18 protein-coding genes are annotated in these 19,640 nt (G+C 67.0%); 9 read left to right on the forward strand and 9 right to left on the reverse strand.

Annotated elements, in window-relative coordinates:
* Positions 1-34: 34 nt before the first annotated feature.
* From ABQ137_RS10140 to ABQ137_RS10150, 3 genes are all read right to left on the reverse strand, one after another.
* A complete protein-coding gene (locus ABQ137_RS10140) occupies positions 35-688 on the reverse strand; it encodes a methylthioribulose 1-phosphate dehydratase (RefSeq protein WP_016904399.1) in 654 nt (217 codons plus the stop codon).
* 661 nt (positions 689-1,349) lie between these two features.
* Positions 1,350-2,780 carry an amino acid permease gene (locus ABQ137_RS10145; protein ID WP_349782255.1) on the reverse strand — a complete coding sequence of 477 codons (1,431 nt, stop codon included), beginning with the start codon at positions 2,778-2,780 and terminating at the stop codon, positions 1,350-1,352.
* A gap of 128 nt (positions 2,781-2,908) precedes the next feature.
* Positions 2,909-4,381 (reverse strand): amino acid permease, encoded by a 1,473-nt coding sequence (locus tag ABQ137_RS10150; RefSeq protein ID WP_026064795.1) that lies wholly within the window; start codon positions 4,379-4,381, stop codon positions 2,909-2,911.
* A gap of 140 nt (positions 4,382-4,521) precedes the next feature.
* Between ABQ137_RS10150 and ABQ137_RS10155 the strand changes: the two genes are divergently transcribed.
* Complete coding sequence (locus tag ABQ137_RS10155; protein WP_349782257.1) at positions 4,522-5,109, forward strand: NUDIX hydrolase; 588 nt, start codon at positions 4,522-4,524, stop codon at positions 5,107-5,109.
* A 1,111-nt stretch (positions 5,110-6,220) separates the two neighbouring features.
* On the opposite strand, the gene serA is transcribed toward ABQ137_RS10155, so the two are convergent.
* Positions 6,221-7,462 carry a phosphoglycerate dehydrogenase gene (gene serA, locus ABQ137_RS10160; RefSeq protein WP_046342447.1) on the reverse strand — a complete coding sequence of 414 codons (1,242 nt, stop codon included), beginning with the start codon at positions 7,460-7,462 and terminating at the stop codon, positions 6,221-6,223.
* A 208-nt stretch (positions 7,463-7,670) separates the two neighbouring features.
* Here serA and ABQ137_RS10165 point away from each other — a divergent pair, with 208 nt between their 5' ends.
* The 3 genes from ABQ137_RS10165 to ABQ137_RS10175 are packed head-to-tail and all read left to right on the forward strand — an operon-like array spanning position 7,671 to position 11,255.
* Positions 7,671-9,089: a D-2-hydroxyglutarate dehydrogenase gene (locus tag ABQ137_RS10165; protein WP_349782260.1), complete on the forward strand. Its 1,419-nt coding sequence runs from the start codon at positions 7,671-7,673 to the stop codon at positions 9,087-9,089.
* Positions 9,090-9,123: 34 nt separating this feature from the next.
* A complete protein-coding gene (locus tag ABQ137_RS10170; RefSeq protein WP_024937732.1) occupies positions 9,124-9,423 on the forward strand; it encodes a DUF2388 domain-containing protein in 300 nt (99 codons plus the stop codon).
* Positions 9,420-11,255 carry a DUF7844 domain-containing protein gene (locus ABQ137_RS10175; RefSeq protein WP_349782262.1) on the forward strand — a complete coding sequence of 612 codons (1,836 nt, stop codon included), beginning with the start codon at positions 9,420-9,422 and terminating at the stop codon, positions 11,253-11,255. The genes ABQ137_RS10170 and ABQ137_RS10175 overlap by 4 nt, the downstream gene beginning before the upstream one ends.
* Positions 11,256-11,329: 74 nt before the next feature.
* Here the strand turns inward: ABQ137_RS10175 and ABQ137_RS10180 are convergent, their stop codons facing one another.
* The 5 genes from ABQ137_RS10180 to ABQ137_RS10200 all read right to left on the reverse strand — a co-directional run bounded on the left by ABQ137_RS10180 (position 11,330) and on the right by ABQ137_RS10200 (position 15,004).
* Entirely contained in the window at positions 11,330-11,722 is a 393-nt protein-coding gene (locus ABQ137_RS10180; RefSeq protein WP_024937731.1) for a hypothetical protein, read from the reverse strand.
* On the reverse strand, positions 11,722-12,288 hold the full coding sequence (yeiP, locus tag ABQ137_RS10185; RefSeq protein WP_016904354.1) for an elongation factor P-like protein YeiP: 567 nt from the start codon (positions 12,286-12,288) through the stop codon (positions 11,722-11,724). Before yeiP ends, ABQ137_RS10180 begins: the two co-directional genes overlap by 1 nt.
* A 114-nt stretch (positions 12,289-12,402) precedes the next feature.
* On the reverse strand, positions 12,403-13,173 hold the full coding sequence (locus tag ABQ137_RS10190; RefSeq protein WP_349782264.1) for an SDR family oxidoreductase: 771 nt from the start codon (positions 13,171-13,173) through the stop codon (positions 12,403-12,405).
* A 140-nt stretch (positions 13,174-13,313) separates the two neighbouring features.
* Positions 13,314-14,210, reverse strand: coding sequence for a hydroxymethylglutaryl-CoA lyase (locus tag ABQ137_RS10195; protein ID WP_126966344.1), 897 nt, complete (start codon positions 14,208-14,210; stop codon positions 13,314-13,316).
* Positions 14,207-15,004 (reverse strand): enoyl-CoA hydratase-related protein, encoded by a 798-nt coding sequence (locus tag ABQ137_RS10200; protein WP_016904357.1) that lies wholly within the window; start codon positions 15,002-15,004, stop codon positions 14,207-14,209. The genes ABQ137_RS10195 and ABQ137_RS10200 overlap by 4 nt, the downstream gene beginning before the upstream one ends.
* 116 nt (positions 15,005-15,120) lie before the next feature.
* On the opposite strand from ABQ137_RS10200, the gene ABQ137_RS10205 reads away from it, so the two are divergent.
* The 5 genes from ABQ137_RS10205 to ABQ137_RS10225 all read left to right on the forward strand — a co-directional run bounded on the left by ABQ137_RS10205 (position 15,121) and on the right by ABQ137_RS10225 (position 19,559).
* Positions 15,121-15,369, forward strand: coding sequence for a FeoA family protein (locus ABQ137_RS10205; RefSeq protein ID WP_016904358.1), 249 nt, complete (start codon positions 15,121-15,123; stop codon positions 15,367-15,369).
* A complete protein-coding gene (gene feoB / locus ABQ137_RS10210; protein WP_349782267.1) occupies positions 15,366-17,225 on the forward strand; it encodes a ferrous iron transporter B in 1,860 nt (619 codons plus the stop codon). Before ABQ137_RS10205 ends, feoB begins: the two co-directional genes overlap by 4 nt.
* Position 17,226: 1 nt before the next feature.
* Positions 17,227-17,481 (forward strand): DUF6587 family protein, encoded by a 255-nt coding sequence (locus ABQ137_RS10215; RefSeq protein WP_349782269.1) that lies wholly within the window; start codon positions 17,227-17,229, stop codon positions 17,479-17,481.
* 132 nt (positions 17,482-17,613) lie between these two features.
* Positions 17,614-18,840, forward strand: a complete 1,227-nt coding sequence (locus ABQ137_RS10220; protein WP_349782271.1) for an aminotransferase-like domain-containing protein — start codon at positions 17,614-17,616, stop codon at positions 18,838-18,840.
* Complete coding sequence (locus ABQ137_RS10225) at positions 18,837-19,559, forward strand: MOSC domain-containing protein (protein WP_349782273.1); 723 nt, start codon at positions 18,837-18,839, stop codon at positions 19,557-19,559. The genes ABQ137_RS10220 and ABQ137_RS10225 overlap by 4 nt, the downstream gene beginning before the upstream one ends.
* Positions 19,560-19,640 lie beyond the last annotated feature (81 nt).

Raw genomic sequence — 19,640 nt, forward strand, 5'->3', positions numbered from 1 at the left:
CTGGCTCACAAGGAAAGGGGGAGGTGGCGAGGACTCAGCGCGGGCCGCGCAGCTTCAGCAGTTCGAGTTCGCAATGCAGCAGGAATTCGAAGGCCTCCAGGTGACGGCGCGCCTCGGCCATGTTGCGGCCCCAGGCATACAGACCGTGTCCTTCGATGAGATACCCCCACAGGCTCTGTTTGTCCAGCAGGGCCTCGACCTGCGCGGCCAGCACCTGCATGTCCTGCGTATTGGCGAACACCGGCACGTCCACTGCCGTTTCATGTGTGGTGTTGCCTTCGAAGGCTTTCAACAGCTCATAGCCCTCCAGCCGGATCATGCCGCTGCCGGCGTACAGCCGCGAGGCAATGGTCTGCACCGGCGAATGCGTGTGCAGCACGCAGCCGATCTCGGGGAAGCGGCGATACAGTTGGGTGTGCAGCAGTGTTTCCGCAGACGGGCGTAACGGGCGGCCAACCGCCAGGCCATCGAAGTCCACCACCATGATGTCTTCTTCGACCAGGCGGCCCTTGTCGCGGCCGGACACGGTGATCGCCGCGTGCTGTTCGTCCAGGCGATGGGAGAAATTGCTGCTGGTGGCCGGCGTCCAGCCGGCCTGGGCCAGTTCGCGGATATTGCCGATCAGCAGGTGCGCCAGCTCGTGCAGACGCGCGGCGCTATAGGGCAGGGGGGCAGTGGTCGCATTCATGGACCTATTCTACTGCCCCGCCGGATTACGGTCAGGTGCAGCGCAGCAGGGTTTTGTTCCCGCCACGCCCGTACCCAGAGCGGCCTACTAAACGTGAGGAGCGCGCGCCTGGTAGTGAGCGCGGTGGGTTTGTCAGTCGTCTGTTGTTGGATGCAGTCAGAAGGCCAGTTCAAATGCCTGGTCGGTCGAGCGCGCGGTGCCCTCACCGCCCGCGGGACACGCCGCAAGTACGTCCATGTAGGCTCGGTGGCGGCATCCATGCCGCCACACGGTCCCGCAATCGGCAAGGCCACCGCACCAGAGAGTGAATCGGTGGTCTTGTGAAAGCTGCTTGTTGCTCGGGTTGAATCAGGAACCGGATCGGAAGCGATGCTATCCGAGCAACACACTGCATGCTCTGCTCGCAACCCTGCGTACGACTATCTCGACAGGTCCTTGCCCGCCCACCATCGCGGGACCTTACGCGGCATGGATGCCGCGTAAGAGCCTACAGGGACGTACTTGCGGCGTGTCCCGCGAGGGTGGGCGGGCAAGGGCCCTGCAGCCAGGCCGCAGATCAGCGCCCACCAACCAAGCTAAAGATCAGCCCGCCCAGATCAGCCGCTCTGCGATAGACCGGCGCGCGGGCGTCCTATCAGTCCCTCTCAGCCCACGCGTGTGCTCAGCGACCGTCGCGCAGACGGCTGTGGCGATAGCCGTAGCCGAAATAGACCACCAGCCCGACCAGCGTCCACACCCCCATCAGCATCCAGTTGTGCAGGGTCATCGCCGACAGCAGGGCCAGGCAGCTCAACACGCCGGCGCTGCAGATCAGCCAGGCCACCGGCATGCGGAACGGACGCGGCAGTTCCGGGTGGGTACGGCGCAGGATCAGCACGCCGGCGCACACCGCGGCGAACGCGATCAGCGTGCCCATCGAGGTCAGCTCGCCCAGCACATCCAGCGGGAACACCGCTGCCAGCAGGGCGATGCCCACGCCGGTGATCACGGTATTGACGTGCGGGGTGCGGTACTTGGGATGGATGCGAGTGAAGATCGACGGCAGCAGCCCGTCGCGCGCGATGATCATGAAGATGCGCGGCTGGCCGATGATCATCACCAGCACCACCGACGACAGCCCGATCAGCGCGCCGACTTCCACCACCACGCGCAACCAGGCCAGCTGCGGATGCGCCGCCACCGCGGTCACCACCGGCTCGTCGGTGCCGAGCAGGGTGTAGGGCACCAGGCCGGTCATCACCGCCGCCATGGCGATGTAGAGCACGGTGCAGATGACCAGCGACAGGATCATGCCGATTGGCAGGTCGCGTTGCGGGCGGTGCGATTCCTGTGCCGCCACCGACACTGCCTCGAAGCCGATATAGGCGAAGAACACCATCGCCGCGCCGCGCAGCACGCCTTCCATGCCATATTTGCCCGGACCTTCGTTGGCCGGAATGAACGGGTGCCAGTTGGCGGTATCCACGTACTTCCAGCCCACCGCGATCACCAGCAGGATCAGCCCGGTCTTGAGGATCACCATCGCCATGTTCATCGCCGACGACTTGCGGATGCCCACGTAGCACAGCCAGGTCAGCAGCAGCACGATACCGGCGGCAGGCAGGTTGGCGATCGCGCCGGTGCGCTGCAGCTTGCCGTCCAGCGGCGCGCTGACCAGGGCGGGCGGCAGGTGAATGTTGAAATGTTCCAGCAGGCTGAGGAAATAGCCGGTCCAGCTGACCGCCACCGCCGAGGCGGACACGCCGTACTCCAGCACCAGCATCCAGCCGATGAACCAGGCCGCCAGTTCGCCGAAGGTGGCATAGGTATAGGTGTAGGCGCTGCCGGACACCGGCACCATCGCCGCGAACTCGGCGTAGGCCATTGCGCAGAACGCGCAGCACACCGCGGCCAGCACGAACGACAGCATGATCGCCGGGCCGGCATGGTCGGCCGCGGCTTGGCCGGTGATGACGAAGATGCCGCCGCCGATCACCGCCCCGATGCCCAGGGCGGTCAGCCCCCACGGCCCGAGTGCGCGTTGCAGGCCCAGCCCGTCGGCCGCCTCGTGGCTGGCGTGCGGGTGCTTGGTGGCCCAGAGTTGCTTGAACATGCAGCGGTTCCTGTTGAATCCCTGCACGTAGCGGTGCGGGCGTGTGCGAGATGTGCGGGCTGTTGCGAGGGACTCGTGTCGTCAAATCCCCGCACACGGATGTGCGGGCTCTTGCGAGGGACTCGCAATCAAGCCTTGCGGGCCAGCCGGCTATGGCGAATGCCATAACCGAAATAGATGACCAGGCCGATCATGGTCCAGCCCACGAACACCTTCCAGTGTTCCTGGAAGGCCTGGAAGAACAGGAACAGGCAGGCCAGCGCGCCCAGCGGGCAGATCAGCATCGCCAGCGGCACCCGGAACGGGCGCGGCAGATCCGGCTTGGTGAAACGCAGCACCATCACCCCGGCGCACACGGTGGCAAAGGCGAGCAGGGTGCCCATCGACACCAGTTCGCCCAGCACGCTGAGCGGGATCAACCCTGCCAGCAACGCCGCGACCACGCCGACGAAGATCGTGCCGACATAGGGGGTATGGAACTTCGGATGCACCTTGCCGAACAGTCGGGGCATCAACCCGTCCTTGGCCATGGTGTAGAAGATGCGCGGCTGCGCCATCAGCATCACCAGCACCACCGAGGACAGGCCGGCGATCGCGCCGATCTCCACCGCGGTCTTGAGCCAGGTCAGTTGCGGGTGCGCTTCCAGCGCGGTGGCTACCGGCTTGGCGGTGCCGAGCTGGGTATAGGGCAGCAGGCCGGTCAGCACCGCGCAGACGATGATGTAGATGACGGTGCAGACCGCCAGCGATACCAGAATGCCGATCGGCATGTTCTTCTGCGGATCCTTGGTCTCGCCGGCGGAGGTGGAGACCGCGTCAAAGCCGATATACGAGAAGAACACGATGGACGCGGCGCGGAACACGCCGTCCCAGCCGAACTGGCCCGGCCCGGTGTTCTCCGGGATGAAGGGATGCCAGTTGGCCGGGTCGATGTAGGCGATACCGAAGCCGACGAACAGGCAGATCACCACGACCTTGATCGCCACCACGATGGCGTTGGCGAACGCCGACTGGGTGACGCCCACGTAGCACAGCATGCTCACCGCAGCCACGATCAGCACGGCCGGAAGGTTGATGAGGTTGCCGGAGCTGACAAAGTTGTGGCCGTCCCAGGCCAGTGGTGCCCCGGCCAGCTCGGCCGGGAACGGCAATCCAAGCGTGCCGGTCAGGAAACTGATCAGGTAGGCGGACCAGCCGACCGCAACGCTGGAGCCGGCGAACAGGTATTCCAGCACCAGGCACCAGCCGATGAACCAGGCGATGCCCTCGCCGAGGGTGGCATATGAATACGAGTAGGCGCTGCCGGAGACCGGCATCATCGCCGCGAACTCCGCGTAGCACAGGCCGGCGAACGCACAGGCGATGCCGGCGAAGACGAAGGACAGCATCACCGCCGGGCCGGCATGGTTGGCAGCGGCCTGGCCGGTCAACACGAAGATGCCGGCGCCGATCACCGCACCGATTCCCAACATGATCAGGTGCTTGGCGGTCAGGGTGCGTTGCAGGGTGGCTTCGCCTTGCAGGCTGCCTTCGACCGGTTCGCCCCCGTCGACATGTCCAGCGGGCTCGATCGGTTTGACCCTCAACAGAGACTTCAGCATTCGGTACATCCCTAAGTGGCAACTAAGGCGCGCGCGCCTGGGCGAAGGTGGTGCGCCGCGTCCCGGTGGGACAGGCAAGCGGCCTACCTTGCCAAAGCTACACGCTCACGACAAGCACGTACGCAGCATGAATGGCGATAATGGCCGCCTGGCCCGCGATGGGCGACCGGGAACGACAGATGGTGGATGCAACCCTGCAACAGCGATTGGCCGACTACCGCGCACGCTGGCCGGACGAAGCGGAACTGGCCGAGCAGTTCGCTCAGCTGCTGGACGATGCCACCAACCCGTTCCTGCGCGAGCGTGTCGAAGGTCATTTCACCGGCTCGGCGTGGGTGGTCAGCGCCGATGGCACGCGCACGTTGCTGACCCATCACCGCAAGCTGCAACGCTGGCTGCAGCTGGGCGGGCACGCCGACGGCGACCGCGACCTGGCGCAGGTGGCCTTGCGCGAGGCGCAGGAGGAGTCCGGATTGACCGGCTTGCGCCTGGCTGACGCGGCCATCTTCGACCTGGACCGGCACTGGATTCCCGCGCGCGGCGAGGTGGCCGGGCACTGGCATTACGATGCGCGCTATGTGGTGGTGGCGGGAGCGGACGAGGCATTCGAAGTCAGCGAGGAATCGCTGGCCCTGGCATGGCGCCCGGTCGCCGAGCTGCTTGCCGATCCGCAGCTGGATCCGTCGATGCGGCGCATGGCGGAGAAGTGGGTGGCGCGCGTGCGTTGAGCAGCTTGTCAAAGCCCCTTTTGTCGGGGCGATAAGGCACTGCTTGCGCGCCACTGGCTCGGGTGCCGCAAGCGCGGGCACGCCTGTTACTTGCCGGCTTCGGTGGGCGGCAGCAGCGCGGCCGGCGATCGGCTGCTCGGCTCGGTCAGACATCCTGTCTGACTCGCCGCCGCGGCACATCCGTGTGCCGCTCTCCGCCAATCCCCGGCCACGCTGCTGCCTCGGCCATTCGCTGTCATGGCCTTGGAAGCAGTGGGTGAGTGATGAGACGCCTTTTCGTGCTCAGGTCTGCGAAAGCCCCTCTCCCGTCGAGACGAGCAGGCACAGCTTGCGCGCCACAAGCGCGGCCTGGCCTGTCGCTTAGCGGCTTGGGTGGGTGGCAGCAGCGCGGCCAGCGATCGGCTGCCCGGCTCGGTCAGACATCCTGTCTGACTCGCCGCCGCGGCGCATCCGTGCGCCGCTTTCGGCAATCCCCGGCCACGCTGCCTCGGCCATTCGCTGTCATGACCTTGGAAACATTGAGTGAGTGATGAGACGTTGCCGAACGCTTACGTCTGCGAATCAAAGCCCCTCTCCCGTGGGGGCGAGCAGGCACTGCTTGCGCGCCACAAGCGCGGCCTGGCCTGTCGCTTAGCGGCTTCGGTGGGTGGCAGCAGCGCGGCCGGCGATCGGCTGCCCGGCTCGGTCAGACATCCTGTCTGACTCGCCGCCGCGGCACATCCCTGTGCCGCTTTCCGCCAATCCCCGGCCACGCTGCTGCCTCGGCTATTCGCTGTCATGGCCTTGGAAGCAGTGGGTGAGTGATGAGACGCTTTTTCGTGCTCAGGTCTGCGAAAGCCCCTCTCCCGTCGAGACAAGCAGGCACAGCTTGCACGCCATGGGCGCGCGTGCCTGGGAGCGCCCGCGCGGCAAACGCGGGCCGGGGCGCGGAGCGGGGGTTGGGGGAGAGTACGGCCAGGCACCGGCTGCCAGTCTACGAGTCACCCTTACTGGCGCGTGGCGACGCGTTTGCCATGGCAGACGCGCCGAAGTTGGCCGCAGCGCCCCTCATCCGGCCCTTCGGGACACCTTCTCCCGTTGGCAGAAGGGATCACCTCGGTACGAAGTCCGCTCAGTACAAAATGCGCGTCCGCAAGGTCCCTTCGATCAAGGCCAGGCCTTCCTTCAATGCGGTGGCCTGCGCCTCGCTGGCGCTGACGTCGATCACCACGTAGCCCACCTTGGGATCGGTGCGCAGGAACTGGCCGTCGATGTTGACGTTGTGGCGCGAGAACAGTTCGTTGATCTTGGACAGCACGCCCGGCACATTGCGGTGGATATGCAGCAGACGCAGGCTGTCGGGGTGCTCGGGCAGGGTGACTTCGGGGAAGTTCACCGCCGACAGGGTGCTGCCGTTGTCGCTGTAGCGCACCAGCTTGGCGGCCACTTCGACGCCGATATTGTCCTGCGCTTCCAGCGTGCTGCCACCCACGTGCGGGGTCAGGATCACGTTGTCGTGTGCGGTCAACTTTGATTCGAACGCATCGCCATTGCCCTTGGGCTCGATCGGGAACACGTCCACCGCCGCGCCGCCGATCTGGCCCGAGCTCAGCGCTGCGTCCAGTGCGTCGATGTCGATCACGGTGCCGCGCGAGGCATTGATCAGATGCGCGCCGTGCTTCATGCGCGCGATTTCCGCCGCGCCGATCATGTCCTTGGTCGACGGCGTCTCCGGCACATGCAGGGTCACCACGTCCGCGCGTGCCAGCAGGTCGTCCAGATCGATCGCCGCGCGCGCGTTGCCCAGCGACAGCTTGGTTTCGATGTCGTGGAAGATCACCTGCATGCCAAGCGACTCGGCCAGCACGCCGACCTGGGTGCCGATATGCCCGTAACCGACGATGCCCAGCACCTTGCCGCGCGTTTCGTGGCTGCCGGCGGCCGACTTGGACCACCCGCCGCGATGGCACTCGGCGTTCTTCTGCGGGATGCCGCGCAACAGCAGGATCGCCTCGGCGATGACCAGCTCGGCCACGCTGCGGGTATTGGAGTAGGGCGCGTTGAACACCGGGATGCCGGCCAGCTCGGCCGCGTCCAGATCGACCTGGTTGGTGCCGATGCAGAAGCAGCCCACTGCGATCAGCCGCTTGGCATGCGCCAGCACCTCGGCGCTCAACTGCGTGCGCGAGCGGATGCCGACGATATGCGCCTCGGCGATGCGCGCGATGAGCTCGTCTTCCGGCAACGACTTGGCGTGCAGTTCGATCTGCGAATAACCGGCGGCGCGGAACACATCCACGGCCGTCTGGCTGATGCCTTCCAGCAACAGGACGCGGATGTCCTGCTTGGGAAACGAGGTTCTCTTCGGCGACATGGGGGAGCGCATTGCAGCAATCGGGTCGGCAACTATGCCAGATGGGCCGCGTGATGGGGCGCCCGCAACGCAGTGTTTGCGCAGGCAAAGTCCTTGCGGTGCAACGGTTTCAGCTGAATCCAACGCGGTGGCGGCGCCACGCCGTGCAACTGGACGCGCCTGGCGCGCACTGGCACGCTGTGCGGTTCCTACCGCAGCGCCGTGTGCCATGACCGATCCCCGCATCCTTTCGTTGCAACAGGCCGTGCCCGCGTTGCGTTTGAAGACCGAGCCGGCCGACCTGGAACACTACGGCCGCGACTGGACGCGGCGCTGGACGCCCAACCCGCTGGCGATCGCCTTGCCCGGTGCGGTGGACGAGGTGCAGGCGGTGCTGCGCTGGGCCAATGCGAACGCGGTTGCAGTAGTGCCCTCGGGTGGGCGCACCGGCTTGTCCGGCGGTGCGGTGGCTGCCAACGGCGAGCTGGTGCTGAGCCTGGAGCGCCTGAACAAGCCGCTGGAGTTCAATGCGGTGGATCGCACGCTCACCGTCCAGGCCGGCATGCCGCTGGAAGCGGTGCACAATGCCGCGCGCGAGCATGGGCTGGTGTATCCGGTGGATTTCGCCGCGCGCGGCTCATGTTCGATCGGCGGCAATATCGCCACCAATGCCGGCGGCATCCGCGTGATCCGCTACGGCAATACCCGCGATTGGGTCGCCGGCCTGAAGGTGGTCACCGGTGCCGGCGAACTGCTGGAGCTCAACAACGCGCTGGTGAAGAATTCCAGCGGCTACGATTTCCGCCATCTGATGATCGGCTCCGAAGGCACGCTCGGCGTGGTGGTCGAAGCGACATTGCGACTGACCGAGCCGCCGCCGCCCAGCAACGTGATGCTGCTGGCGCTGCCTTCATTCGAGGTGTTGATGCAGGTGTTTGCCGCGTTCCGCGCGCAGCTGCGGCTGGAGGCGTTCGAGTTCTTCACCGACCGCGCGCTCGAACACGTGCTGGCGCACGGCGCGCAGGCGCCATTTGCGCAGGTGCATCCGTATTACGTGGTCACTGAATTCGCTGCTGGCGACGAGGCGCAGGAAGCCGCAGCGATGGCGGCATTCGAGACCTGCATGGAGCAGGGCTGGGTCAGCGACGGGGTGATCAGCCAGAGCGATGCGCAGGCCGCGCAACTGTGGCGGCTGCGCGAAGGTATCACCGAAGCGCTGGCGCGCTACACGCCGTACAAGAACGACGTGTCGGTGCGCATCTCGGCGATGCCGGCGTTCCTGGCCGAAACCCAGGCGTTGCTGCACGATGCGTATCCGCATTTCGATGTGGTGTGGTTCGGCCATATCGGCGACGGCAACCTGCATATCAACGTGCTCAAGCCCGATGGCACCAGCCAGGCCGATTTCGTGGCGGCCTGCGATCAGGTGACCAAGTTGCTGGCGCAGGCCTTGCAGCGTTTTGGCGGCAGCATCTCTGCCGAACATGGCATCGGCCTGGTCAAGAAGGCCTATCTGTGGAGTACGCGCTCGGCCGAGGAGATCGCTTTGATGCGCGGGATCAAACATGTGCTCGATCCTCATCTTTTGCTGAATCCCGGCAAGCTGTTCGAGATGGACGACGCGCCTGCCGCCACGCGTGCCGGTTAGTCTTTCACCACCTTCACATGGAATCGATACGCCAATGATGCGCTCCCTCGTGTTTTGCGCTTTGACGCTGCTGCCGCTGGCGGCCTTCGCATCCAGCCTGGCCGGAACCTCGGCGGGTGCATCGTCGGCCGGGTCGTCCAATTCCTCCGGCAGCAGTTCCGGCGACGACAAGGTGGTGGCCGACGCACGCGAAGATGCCGCCGGCTTCGTCGCCAGCGATGGCGCGATCCGCGGCGCGCGGCTGGAAGCGGCGCTGCTGCAGTTGCGTAGCCGTAGCGATGCGGCGCGGCTGTCCAGCGATCTGGAGCTGGCGCAGTCCATCCTGGCCCAGTGAGTTCTCCTCGCCGGTGCTGGTGGCTGTGGCTGGCCGCAGCGATAGCACCGGCGGCGCAGGCCGAATTACGCATCGATGTCGATCCGCAGGGCCTGTCTGCGGCGCAGATCGACGCCGCGCACGCGTTGGTGGAACAGGTGGCGCAGCGTCTGCCGCCGGCCTGGATGCAGCGCATCGACGCACCGATCCAACTGCAGTGGCGCACGGATTTGCCGGCCCACGTGCATGGCCGCGCGATCGGCCGGCGCATCCTGCTCGATCGCGACCTGCTGGATGCCTGGAGCGTGCAGGCGACAGCCACGCAGACCGACCCCGAGGCACCGGCCACGCGCGCGGCAATGGCCGCCGTGGTGCATGAACTGGCGCATGTGCTGGACCGCGGTGCGCACGGCGGCCTGTCGCGCGACCCGCGACTGCGCGATCTGGCCGGCTGGCAGGTGCGTCCCTGGCGGATCGGGCGTGGCGCAAACCGGTTCAGCGATCGCAGCCCCGACGATTACGAGCGGCGCAGCCCAGCCGAATTCGTCGCGGTGAATCTCGAACACTACGTGCTCGATGCCGATTATCACTGCCGGCGTCCGGCGCTGGCGGCCTGGTTCGCCGAGCAGGTCGGTGGCATGCCCGGTGCAACCCATTGCGAGACGACGCTACCGTACCTGCAGGCCGATAACGATGCCGGCGCGATGTCGCTGCTGGCACTGGATCCAGCGCGTGTGTACGCGGTGGACTACCTGCTGGCCGAGGGCAATGCGCAGCCGATGAGCCGCTGGGGCCACAGCATGCTGCGTCTGGTGATCTGTGCCCCTGGCCGCGTGCCCGGTCCCGATTGCCGTCTGGATCTGCAGTATCACCGCGTGCTGTCGTTCCGCGCCTTCGTCGGCGATGTGCAGATTTCCAGCTGGCGCGGTCTGACCGGTTCGTATCCCTCGCGGCTGTTCGTATTGCCGTTGAATCAGGTCGTGGACGAATACACCAAGGTGGAGCTACGCGCGCTGTCGTCGGTGCCGCTGACACTGGCGCCCGGGGAGATCGCCGCGCTGCTCGCACGCGCAGCGCAGGTGCATTGGAGTTACGACGGGCGCTACTACTTCATCGGCAACAACTGCGCGGTGGAGACCTTCAAGCTCCTGCACGACGGCGTGCCGCGGCTGGCCGCGGCCCGGCTATCGTCGATCACCCCGCGCGGCGTGAGGCAGCGCTTGCAGCGCGCCGGAATCGCCGACATGCAGGTGCTGGACGACCCTGCGCAGGCGATTCGCCAGGGCTATTACTTCGAGTCGGCGGCGGCGCATTACCAGACCATGTTCGAGGTGATCCGCCGCGGCCTGCCGGTGCCGCAGACCAGCGTGGAGCAATGGCTGGACGCGCGCGCGGACGCGCGTGCGCAGTGGTTCGACCGCGGCGGTCTGCGCGAGACCGCTGCAGCGTTGTTGCTGGAACAGGCAGCGTTGCGCCGCCAGGAATTGCTGGCACGCGATGCGCTCAAGCGCCTGCTGACACCCGGCGCGGCCGCGCGTGACTCGGTGCAGGGTCAGCTGCAGTCGCTGTTCGCGCGGCAGGCCCGGCTCAGTCATCCGGCCACGCTGTTGGGCAGCGCCGGCTACGGACTGCCGCAAGCAGACGAGCGGCAGGACATGAGCGCGCGCGTGGCGCAGGAAACCGGCGTACTGGTCGACGGCTGGAAACAACTGCAGGCGCTGGGGCGGCAGCAACTGCCGGCCGACGTCCGCACTGGATTGGAGCAGGGCGAGGCGAATGTGCAGCGCCTGCGCGCACGCCTGCGCGAGCTAGCGCGCGGTGATGCGGCTGCCGACAAACGCCTGCAGCGGTAAGTCCCGGTTCCCGGTGCTCCGGCCAGGGACGACGCATTGCACCAGCTGGCACCTGTCACACCAGCCGGCGCACCTCAGCCAGCCGGTTGCAGATCCGCCTGCACCGAATACTTGCGCAGCCAGTCGCTGACCTGCGCGTTGTTGCGGTACTGCTGCATCAGCTTTGCAAGCCGTGCCGGTGCGGGCGTGCAGAATTGCGCGATCGCCACTTCGATCTCGTGGCGACGATCGGCGTCGTACGGGTCCTCGCCCGCGAAGTGCTCGCAGGTGTCGTAATCCTCCACCAGCGTGCGTACGTCCTCCGGCATGCCGCACAGGCCGGGCGGATGTTGCAGCCACTCCTCGTCCACCTTGGCATCGGTGCAGGCCACCGGCGCAGGTGCGGGCGTGGCTGTCGGCGCCGGGGCTGGTTGCGCCGTGCAGGCGCCCAGCAGCCCCAGCGTCACCACAACGACCAGCTTGCGCATCAGTCGGCGCGGCCCGCGAATTCGCCGGTGGTGGTGTTGACCAGCACGCGCTCACCGTTGGTGATGTACTCGGGCACCATGATTTCCAGGCCGGTGTTGAGCTTGGCCGGCTTGGGCCGCTTGGTGGCGGTGCCGCCCTTGAGTTCGGGCGGGGTTTCGACCACTTCCAGCGTCACCGTCTGCGGCAGTTGCACGGCCACCGGCTGATCGTCGATCACCTGCACGTAGATGCCGGTCAGCCCGTCGATGATGTAGCCGGCATCGGTGCCGATCACGTCCGCATCCAGCGTGTAGGGAGTGAAGTCCTCGTCGTCCATGAACACGAACGCCTCGCCATCCTTGTACGAAAATGTCGACAGGCGACGCAGCAACTCCACTTCCGGCAGGTTGTCGTCGGCGTCGAAGCTGGCGTCCAGCTTGGCGCCACCGGGCACGCTGTACATGATGAAGCGGAAGCGCACGTTGCCACCGCGGCCCTGCGGCGAGCTGCGCTCGATGTCGCGGATCTGGTAGATGCCGCCGTTGTATTCGACGACGTTGCCTTTCTTGATGTCGTTAGCTTTCATGGAATGAGTCAGGGATTGGTGATTTGGGATGAGGGATTGGCAAAGCAGGGCTGGAGCGGGCGGGCAGGGCAGTAGTGCTGTTACGAATCCCCAATCCCGACGCACCAATCCCCGCTACTTGGGCGCCAACCGCACGCCGCCGTCCAGGCGAATCACGTCGCCGTTGAGGTAGCGATTGCGCAGGATGAAGGCGACGGTGTCGGCGTATTCGTCGGGTTGGCCCAGGCGCGAGGGGAACGGGATCGCCGCGGCCAGCGATTGCTGCACCGCCTCGGGCATGCCGTCCACCATCGGGGTCCAGAACACGCCCGGTGCGATCGTCATCACGCGGATGCCGAAGCGGGCCAGCTCGCGCGCCATCGGCAAGGTCATGCCGACCACGCCCCCCTTGCTGGCGGCATAGGCGGCCTGGCCGATCTGGCCTTCGTAGGCGGCCACCGACGCGGTGTTGATGATCACGCCGCGCTCGCCATCGTCGCCGGCGCTGTTGTGCTGCATCACATCGGCTGCGGCCTTGGCGACATTGAAGCTGCCAACCAGGTTCACCAGCACCGTGGTGCGGAAGGTTGCCAGCGGCATCGGCGCTTCCTTGCCGAGCACGCGGCCCGAGCCCAGGATGCCGGCGCAGTTCACCGCCAGGTTGAGCCCGCCCAGCGCCTGCGCGGCCTGCGCCACGTTGGCGGCGACCTGCGCCTCGTCGGTGACGTCGGTGGCGAAATACTGCGCGTTGCCGTCACCGAGCAGCGCCAGCGCCGCCTCGGCCTTGTCGGCGTTGACGTCGAACAGGGCGACCTTGCTGCCGTCGGCCACGATGCGCTGCGCCACGGCCAGGCCCAGGCCGGACACGCCGCCGGTGACGATGGCAAGAACAGAAGAAGGCTGCATGCGGTGGTTCCTTGGAAATCCTGGAAGCCGGTGGATGCCGGCAGGCGAACGGGTGACGACGCAGCCGGCGATTCTAGCCGAAGCGTCCGTGCGCCCGCCCTGGAAGATGCACGGGCGTGGCGGCGTGCGGGACCGAAATCTCAGCCGGCGGCCGCCAAGGCCTTGCCGACCTTGCTGCCGGTCTCGCGGCCCAGCAACTGCGCCAGCCAGCGGCCGGTGCGGGCGAGGGCAGGCAGGTCGATGCCGGTCGACATGCCTAGCCCATGCAGCAGATACACCACATCTTCGCTGGCGACATTGCCGCTGGCGCCCTTGGCGTAGGGGCAGCCGCCGGCACCGGACACCGCCGCATCGACCACGCGCACGCCTTGCTCCAGGCAGGCGGCGATGTTGGCCAGCGCCTGGCCGTAGGTGTCGTGGAAGTGCACGGCCAATGCCGGCATCGGGACCGCTTGCGCCACCGCGGCCAGCATCTGGCGTGCCTTGGCCGGGGTGCCGACGCCGATGGTGTCGCCCAGCGAAATCTCGTAGCAGCCCAGTGCGTACAACCGTTGCGCGACATCCACCACATCCGCCACCGGCACCGCGCCCTGATACGGGCAGCCCAGCACGGTGGAGACGTAACCGCGCACGCGCACGCCGTCGAGCGCGGCCTGTTCCAGGATCGGCCGAAAGCGTGCGATCGATTCGTCGATGCCGGCGTTGGTATTGGTGCGATTGAAGGCCTCCGACGCCGCGGTGAACACCGCCACCTCCTGCACACCGGCGGCGCGTGCGCGCGCATAGCCCTGCAGGTTCGGCACCAGCACCGGATAGGCGATGCCCGGCGCCTGGGTGATGCCGGCGAACACCTCGGCCGCATCGGCCAACTGCGGCACCCAGCGCGGGCTGACGAAGCTGGTCGCCTCGATGCTGCGCAGCCCGGTCGCGGAGAGTTGATCGATCAAGGCGATCTTGTCGGCGGTGGCGATCGGTGCCGCTTCGTTCTGCAGGCCATCGCGCGGGCCGACCTCGACAATGCGGACGAAGTCGCTCACGCCGCGCCCTCCGGCACCCAGGCCGGGCTGCGCTTGTCGAGGAAGGCGCCCAGGCCTTCCTGGCCTTCCGGGGAAACGCGCAGGCGCGCGATCCACGCGGCATTGGCAGCGTCGATGGCGTCGCGGTCGATCGGTGGCAGCACCGCGCGCACCAGCGCCTTGGCGCTGGCCGCGGCCAATGGCGCGGCCGCCAGCAACAGGCGGACCTGGCGCTCCACCGCGATATCCAGTTGGTCGGCGGCAACCAGTTGATGCAACAGGCCCAGCAGCTGCGCGGTGGCGGCGTCGAAGATCTCGGCAGTGGCGAACCAGCGCCGTGCCTGGCGCGCGCCGATCGCTGCAATTACATACGGCGAAATCACCGCCGGCAGCAGGCCGAGCTTGCTCTCGGTCAGCCCGAAGCGCGCCTCGGTGCAGCCGATGGCGATATCGCAGCACGCCACCAGGCCCACGCCGCCGCCGAACGCTGCGCCGTTGACGCGCGCGATGGTCGGCTTGGGCAACTCGTCCAGCGTGCGCATCAGGCGTGCCAGGGCGAGCGCATCGGCCGCGTTGTCGGCCTCGCTGGCGCCGGCCATGCCGCGCATCCAGTTCAGGTCCGCTCCTGCAGAGAACGCAGCGCCGGCACCGGTGATCACGACGACGCGGATCTGCGCTGCCCGGCCGGCCTGCTGCAAGGCGTCGGTGAGCGCGCCGATCAAGGTCGCATCGAAGGCGTTGTGCACCGCCGGGCGGTGCAGTCGCAACGTGCGGACCGCTCCCTGGTCCTCCACGATCAAGCCGGTGTCCTGCATTGCGTCAACGTCCATGAATGGGATGCGAACCATGATAGCGGCACGGGTCGGCTGAGCCATGACGCGGTGCGTCGATGCTAGAATTGAGAACCATTCCTAACAATCAGGCCGTCTTTGTGACGCTGTCCGACATGCCCTTGCATCGCGCCGCCATCGTGGATTCCGTGGAGGATCGCCTCCCCAACGACACGATCGCCCGGCGTCTGCGCGAACTGGGTTTTGTCGCCGGCGAAGAAGTCACAGTGCTGGCGACCGGGCCGGTCGGGCGCGAACCGCTGCTGGTACAGGTCGGTTACACCCGGTTCGCCCTGCGCCGCAGTGAGGCCGCACGCGTGCAGGTACGCGTCGATGGAGCACAGGCATGAGCGTGGCGAGCGTTCCGTTGCGGCTGGCACTGGTGGGCAATCCCAACAGCGGCAAGACCGCACTGTTCAATCAGCTGACCGGCAGCCGGCAGAAGGTCGCCAACTACACCGGCGTCACCGTCGAACGCAAGGAAGGGCAGTTCCGTGCGCCATCCGGGCGCGACTTCGCGGTGCTGGATCTGCCCGGCGCCTATAGCCTGCAGCCGGCCAGCCTGGACGAGGCGATCACCCGCGACCTGTGCCGTGGCTTCTATCCCGGCGAACCAGCACCGGACGTGCTGGTCTGCGTGATGGATGCGACCAACCTGCGCCTGCACCTGCGCTTTGCGCTGGAGCTGCGCGAGCTGGGCCGGCCGATGATCGTGGCCTTGAACATGGTCGACGCCGCGCAACGACGCGGCATCGTCATCGACCTGCCGGCGCTGGAACAGGCGCTCGGGGTGCCGGTGGTGGAAACCGTGGCGGTACGCCGCGGCGGCGCCAAGGCGCTGGTCGAGCGCATCGACGCGCAGGCCGCGCGCCTGGCGGCACCGAGCGCCACGCCGCCGGCCGATGGCAACTATCACGCCCAGGTGCGGCAGATTCTGAGTGCGGCCGTCAGCATGCCGACCCGCACCTCGCGGGTGGACGATGCGCTGGACCGCTGGCTACTGCACCCGCTCTGGGGCCTGGTCACGCTGGCGGTGGTGATGTTCCTGATCTTCCAGGCGGTGTATGCCTGGGCCACGCCGGTGATGGACCTGATCGACGGCGGCACCTCGGCACTGGGCGAGTGGGTCGGCGCCACCTTGCCGGAAGGACCGCTCAACAGCCTGCTCAAGGACGGCATCATCGCCGGCCTGGGCGGGGTGGTGATCTTCCTGCCGCAGATCCTGATCCTGTTCGCCTTCATCCTGGCGCTGGAGGAGTCCGGCTACCTGCCGCGCGCGGCCTTCCTGCTCGACCGCATGATGTCTGCCGCCGGCTTGTCCGGGCGCTCGTTCATTCCGTTGCTGTCGAGCTTTGCCTGCGCGGTGCCGGGCATCATGTCCACACGCAGCATCCAGGACCCGCGCGACCGGCTCGCCACCATCATGGTCGCGCCATTGATGACGTGTTCGGCGCGCCTGCCGGTGTATGCTTTGCTGATCGGCGCCTTCATCCCGCAGAAGACCGTGTGGGGCATCTTCAACCAGCAGGGCCTGATCCTGTTCGGGTTGTATGCCGCGGCCATCGTCAGTGCGCTGCTGGTGTCGTGGACAATGAAGAAGTGGCGCCGCGACAAGAGCGAGCATCCGCTGATGCTGGAGCTGCCTTCCTATCGCCTGCCGCATCTGCCCGACCTGGCGCTGGGGCTGTGGGAGCGTGCGCTGATCTTCCTCAAGCGCGTCGGCGGCATCATTCTGGCCCTGACCATCCTGCTGTGGTTCCTGCTGTCGTTCCCGGCAGCGCCGGCCGACGCCACCTTGCCGGCGATCGATTACAGCTTCGCCGGGCGCATCGGCCATGCGATGGCGATCTTCTTCGCGCCGCTGGGCTTCAACTGGCAGATCTGCATCGCGCTGATCCCCGGCCTGGCCGCGCGCGAAGTGGCGGTGGCCTCGCTGGCAACCGTCTACGCGCTGTCGGCTGCCGACGACGATGCCGCGGCGCAGGCCTTGTCGCCGCTGATCAGTGATGGCTGGTCGCTGGCCACCGCGCTGTCGCTGCTGGTCTGGTACATCTACGCGCCGATGTGCATCTCCACGCTGGCCACGATCAAGCGCGAAACCAACTCGTGGAAGCAGATGACGGTCAGCGCGGTGTACCTGTTCGCGCTGGCCTACCTGGCCTCGCTGGTGACCTACCAGCTGGCCGTGCTGCTGGGAGCCGGCTGAAGTGGATCTGTCGCTCACGCTGCAGTACCTGGTCATCGCGCTGGCGGTGTTGCTCAGCCTGTGGGTGGTGATGAAGAAGCAATTTCCCGGCACGCTGCGGCGTCTGCGTGGCGCAGTGGCGATCGGCCTGCTGCGCGATGGGCGGCCTGCGTGGATGCGGGCGCTGGGCCGCCGCGTGGCGCCGCCGGCCGCGCAGAACGCCGCAGCCTGCGGTAGCTGCGACAGCTGCGGTCCGACCCCGCCACGTCGTCACTGACACACCGCAGTTCTTCGGTAGCGCCACCGCAACCCAGGCGTGTGTCGTGACGCGTGGCGATGGTCGGCGCAGCGGCGATACCTTCACTGGCCGGGTTGCGTCGTCGACGCTGCAGTGCACAGCGCGTCGGCCATGGGCCTTCGTTATGCTTGCGCGATGACGACCTCCTTTCAGATCTCCCGACGTGCGCAGGCGCTGACCAGTTCGGCGATTCGCGAAATCCTCAAGGTGACCGAGCGACCGGAGGTGATTTCCTTCGCCGGCGGGCTGCCGTCGCCGGCTACCTTTCCGGTGGAGCGCATGCGTGCGGCCAGCGATCAGGTGCTGCGCGATGCGCCGCAGGCCGCGCTGCAATACGGCCCCACCGAAGGCTATGCGCCACTGCGCGAATGGGTGGCCGCACGCCTGAGCCGCGACGGCGCCAGCATCCGACCCAGCCAGGTGTTGATCACCACCGGCTCGCAGCAGGGCCTGGACCTGCTCGGCAAGGTCTTCATCGACGAAGGCAGCAAGGTGCTGGTGGAAACGCCGAGCTACCTGGGCGCGCTGCAGGCGTTCTCGCTGTTCCAGCCGAGTTTCGTCGGCATGCCCTCGGACGAGGACGGAGTGGTGGTGGACGCGCTGGATCCAGCAATGCTGGCCGATGCGCGCTTTCTGTATTGCCTGCCGAATTTCCAGAACCCCACCGGTCGCCGGCTGCCGCTGGCGCGCCGTCAGGCTCTGGTGGCTCGGGCGGCGGAGGCGGGTGTGCCGATCGTCGAAGACGATCCGTATGGCGAGCTGTATTACAGCGGCCAGCCGCTACCGAGCCTGTTGTCGCTCAACCCGGAGGGCGTGATCTACATGGGCTCGTTCTCCAAGGTGCTCGCACCCGGGTTGCGGCTGGGCTATGTGGTCGCGCCCGAAGCGGTGCTGGGCAAGCTGATCCAGGCCAAGCAGGCGGCCGATCTGCATACGCCCTCGTTCACCCAGCGCGTGGTCCACCAGACGTTGCAGGACGATTTCCTGGACACGCATATCCCTCAGATCCGCGCGCTGTATGCACGTCAATGCAGCCTGATGCTGGAGGCACTGGATCGGCATTTCCCGCCCCAGGTGCAATGGAATCGCCCCGAAGGCGGCATGTTCCTGTGGGTGACCCTGCCGCCCGGGCTGGACGGCACCGCGCTGCTGGCGCGTGCGATCGCGCGCAATGTGGCATTCGTGCCGGGCGCGCCGTTCTACGCCACCTTGCCGCAGGTCAATACCTTGCGGCTGTCGTTTGTCACCGTGCCCGGCGACAGGATCGACGCCGGCATCCAGGTCCTGGGCGAGGTGCTGCGCGAGGCGCTGGCCGAATTGCCCGGGCAGGGCGCGTGAGCACGCAGACCGCTGGCGTGCAGGCGCCTGCGCTTGCGATCACCATCGACAGCGTTGCGATCGGCATCGCACGCGACTTCACCCGGCCCGGTAGCCGCAGCGCGATCGACAAGCGGGCGGTGGACGGCAGGGTGCACGTCGGTCCCGACGGTCTGCACGGCGACGAGCAGGGCGACCGGCGTGTGCATGGCGGGCCGGACAAGGCGATCCACCATTATCCACGCGATCACTACGCCGCCTGGCGGACCGAGCTCGGTGCACATGCGTTGCTGGAGACGGCCGGCGCATTCGGCGAGAACCTGAGCAGCCTCGGCCTTACCGAAGCCGAGGTCTGCCTGGGCGATCGCTTTGCATTGGGTACGGCGGTGGTGGAGGTCTCGCAGCTGCGTCAGCCATGCTGGAAGCTGTCCGACCGTTTCGGCCTGCGCGACATGGCGCGCCGCGTGCAGGACACCGGCCGCACCGGTTGGTATTACCGCGTGCTGCAGCCCGGCGACGTTGCGGCCGGCGACATGCTGACACTGCAGCAGCGACCGCATCCGCAATGGACGCTGTCGCGCCTGCAACAGCTGCTGTATGCGCGCGATGTCGACGTCGCCGCCATCACCGAGGTGCTGCAACTGCCGCTGGTGCCGTCATGGCAGGCGCTGTTCGAACGCCGCCTGCAACGCCGCGAAATAGAGAGCTGGAGCAAGCGCCTGCAAGGCGCAGGCGACTGAGAGCCGCCAACAGCATCGCGCCATCAAAGGCCGCAGCCGCGCCAGCTGCAGCGTGTGCCATGCGTATACCGACGTCGAACA

It is taken from the genome of Xanthomonas sp. WHRI 8393, from assembly GCF_040203315.1.
GTDB classification, from domain to species: Bacteria; Pseudomonadota; Gammaproteobacteria; order Xanthomonadales; family Xanthomonadaceae; genus Xanthomonas; species Xanthomonas arboricola.

What these genes read in the sequence shown, in the direction of transcription:
- ABQ137_RS10200 (WP_016904357.1), bottom strand. Translation starts at nt 15,004, where the DNA reads ATGCAGGACACCGGCTTGATCGTGGAGGACCAGGGAGCGGTCCGCACG.
- ABQ137_RS10165 (WP_349782260.1), top strand. Translation starts at nt 7,671, where the DNA reads ATGACCGATCCCCGCATCCTTTCGTTGCAACAGGCCGTGCCCGCGTTG.
- ABQ137_RS10180 (WP_024937731.1), bottom strand. Translation starts at nt 11,722, where the DNA reads ATGCGCAAGCTGGTCGTTGTGGTGACGCTGGGGCTGCTGGGCGCCTGC.
- ABQ137_RS10170 (WP_024937732.1), top strand. Translation starts at nt 9,124, where the DNA reads ATGATGCGCTCCCTCGTGTTTTGCGCTTTGACGCTGCTGCCGCTGGCG.
- serA (WP_046342447.1), bottom strand. Translation starts at nt 7,462, where the DNA reads ATGTCGCCGAAGAGAACCTCGTTTCCCAAGCAGGACATCCGCGTCCTG.
- ABQ137_RS10145 (WP_349782255.1), bottom strand. Translation starts at nt 2,780, where the DNA reads ATGTTCAAGCAACTCTGGGCCACCAAGCACCCGCACGCCAGCCACGAG.
- ABQ137_RS10150 (WP_026064795.1), bottom strand. Translation starts at nt 4,381, where the DNA reads ATGCTGAAGTCTCTGTTGAGGGTCAAACCGATCGAGCCCGCTGGACAT.
- ABQ137_RS10220 (WP_349782271.1), top strand. Translation starts at nt 17,614, where the DNA reads ATGGGCCTTCGTTATGCTTGCGCGATGACGACCTCCTTTCAGATCTCC.
- ABQ137_RS10190 (WP_349782264.1), bottom strand. Translation starts at nt 13,173, where the DNA reads ATGCAGCCTTCTTCTGTTCTTGCCATCGTCACCGGCGGCGTGTCCGGC.
- ABQ137_RS10140 (WP_016904399.1), bottom strand. Translation starts at nt 688, where the DNA reads ATGAATGCGACCACTGCCCCCCTGCCCTATAGCGCCGCGCGTCTGCAC.
- yeiP (WP_016904354.1), bottom strand. Translation starts at nt 12,288, where the DNA reads ATGAAAGCTAACGACATCAAGAAAGGCAACGTCGTCGAATACAACGGC.
- ABQ137_RS10155 (WP_349782257.1), top strand. Translation starts at nt 4,522, where the DNA reads ATGGCCGCCTGGCCCGCGATGGGCGACCGGGAACGACAGATGGTGGAT.
- feoB (WP_349782267.1), top strand. Translation starts at nt 15,366, where the DNA reads ATGAGCGTGGCGAGCGTTCCGTTGCGGCTGGCACTGGTGGGCAATCCC.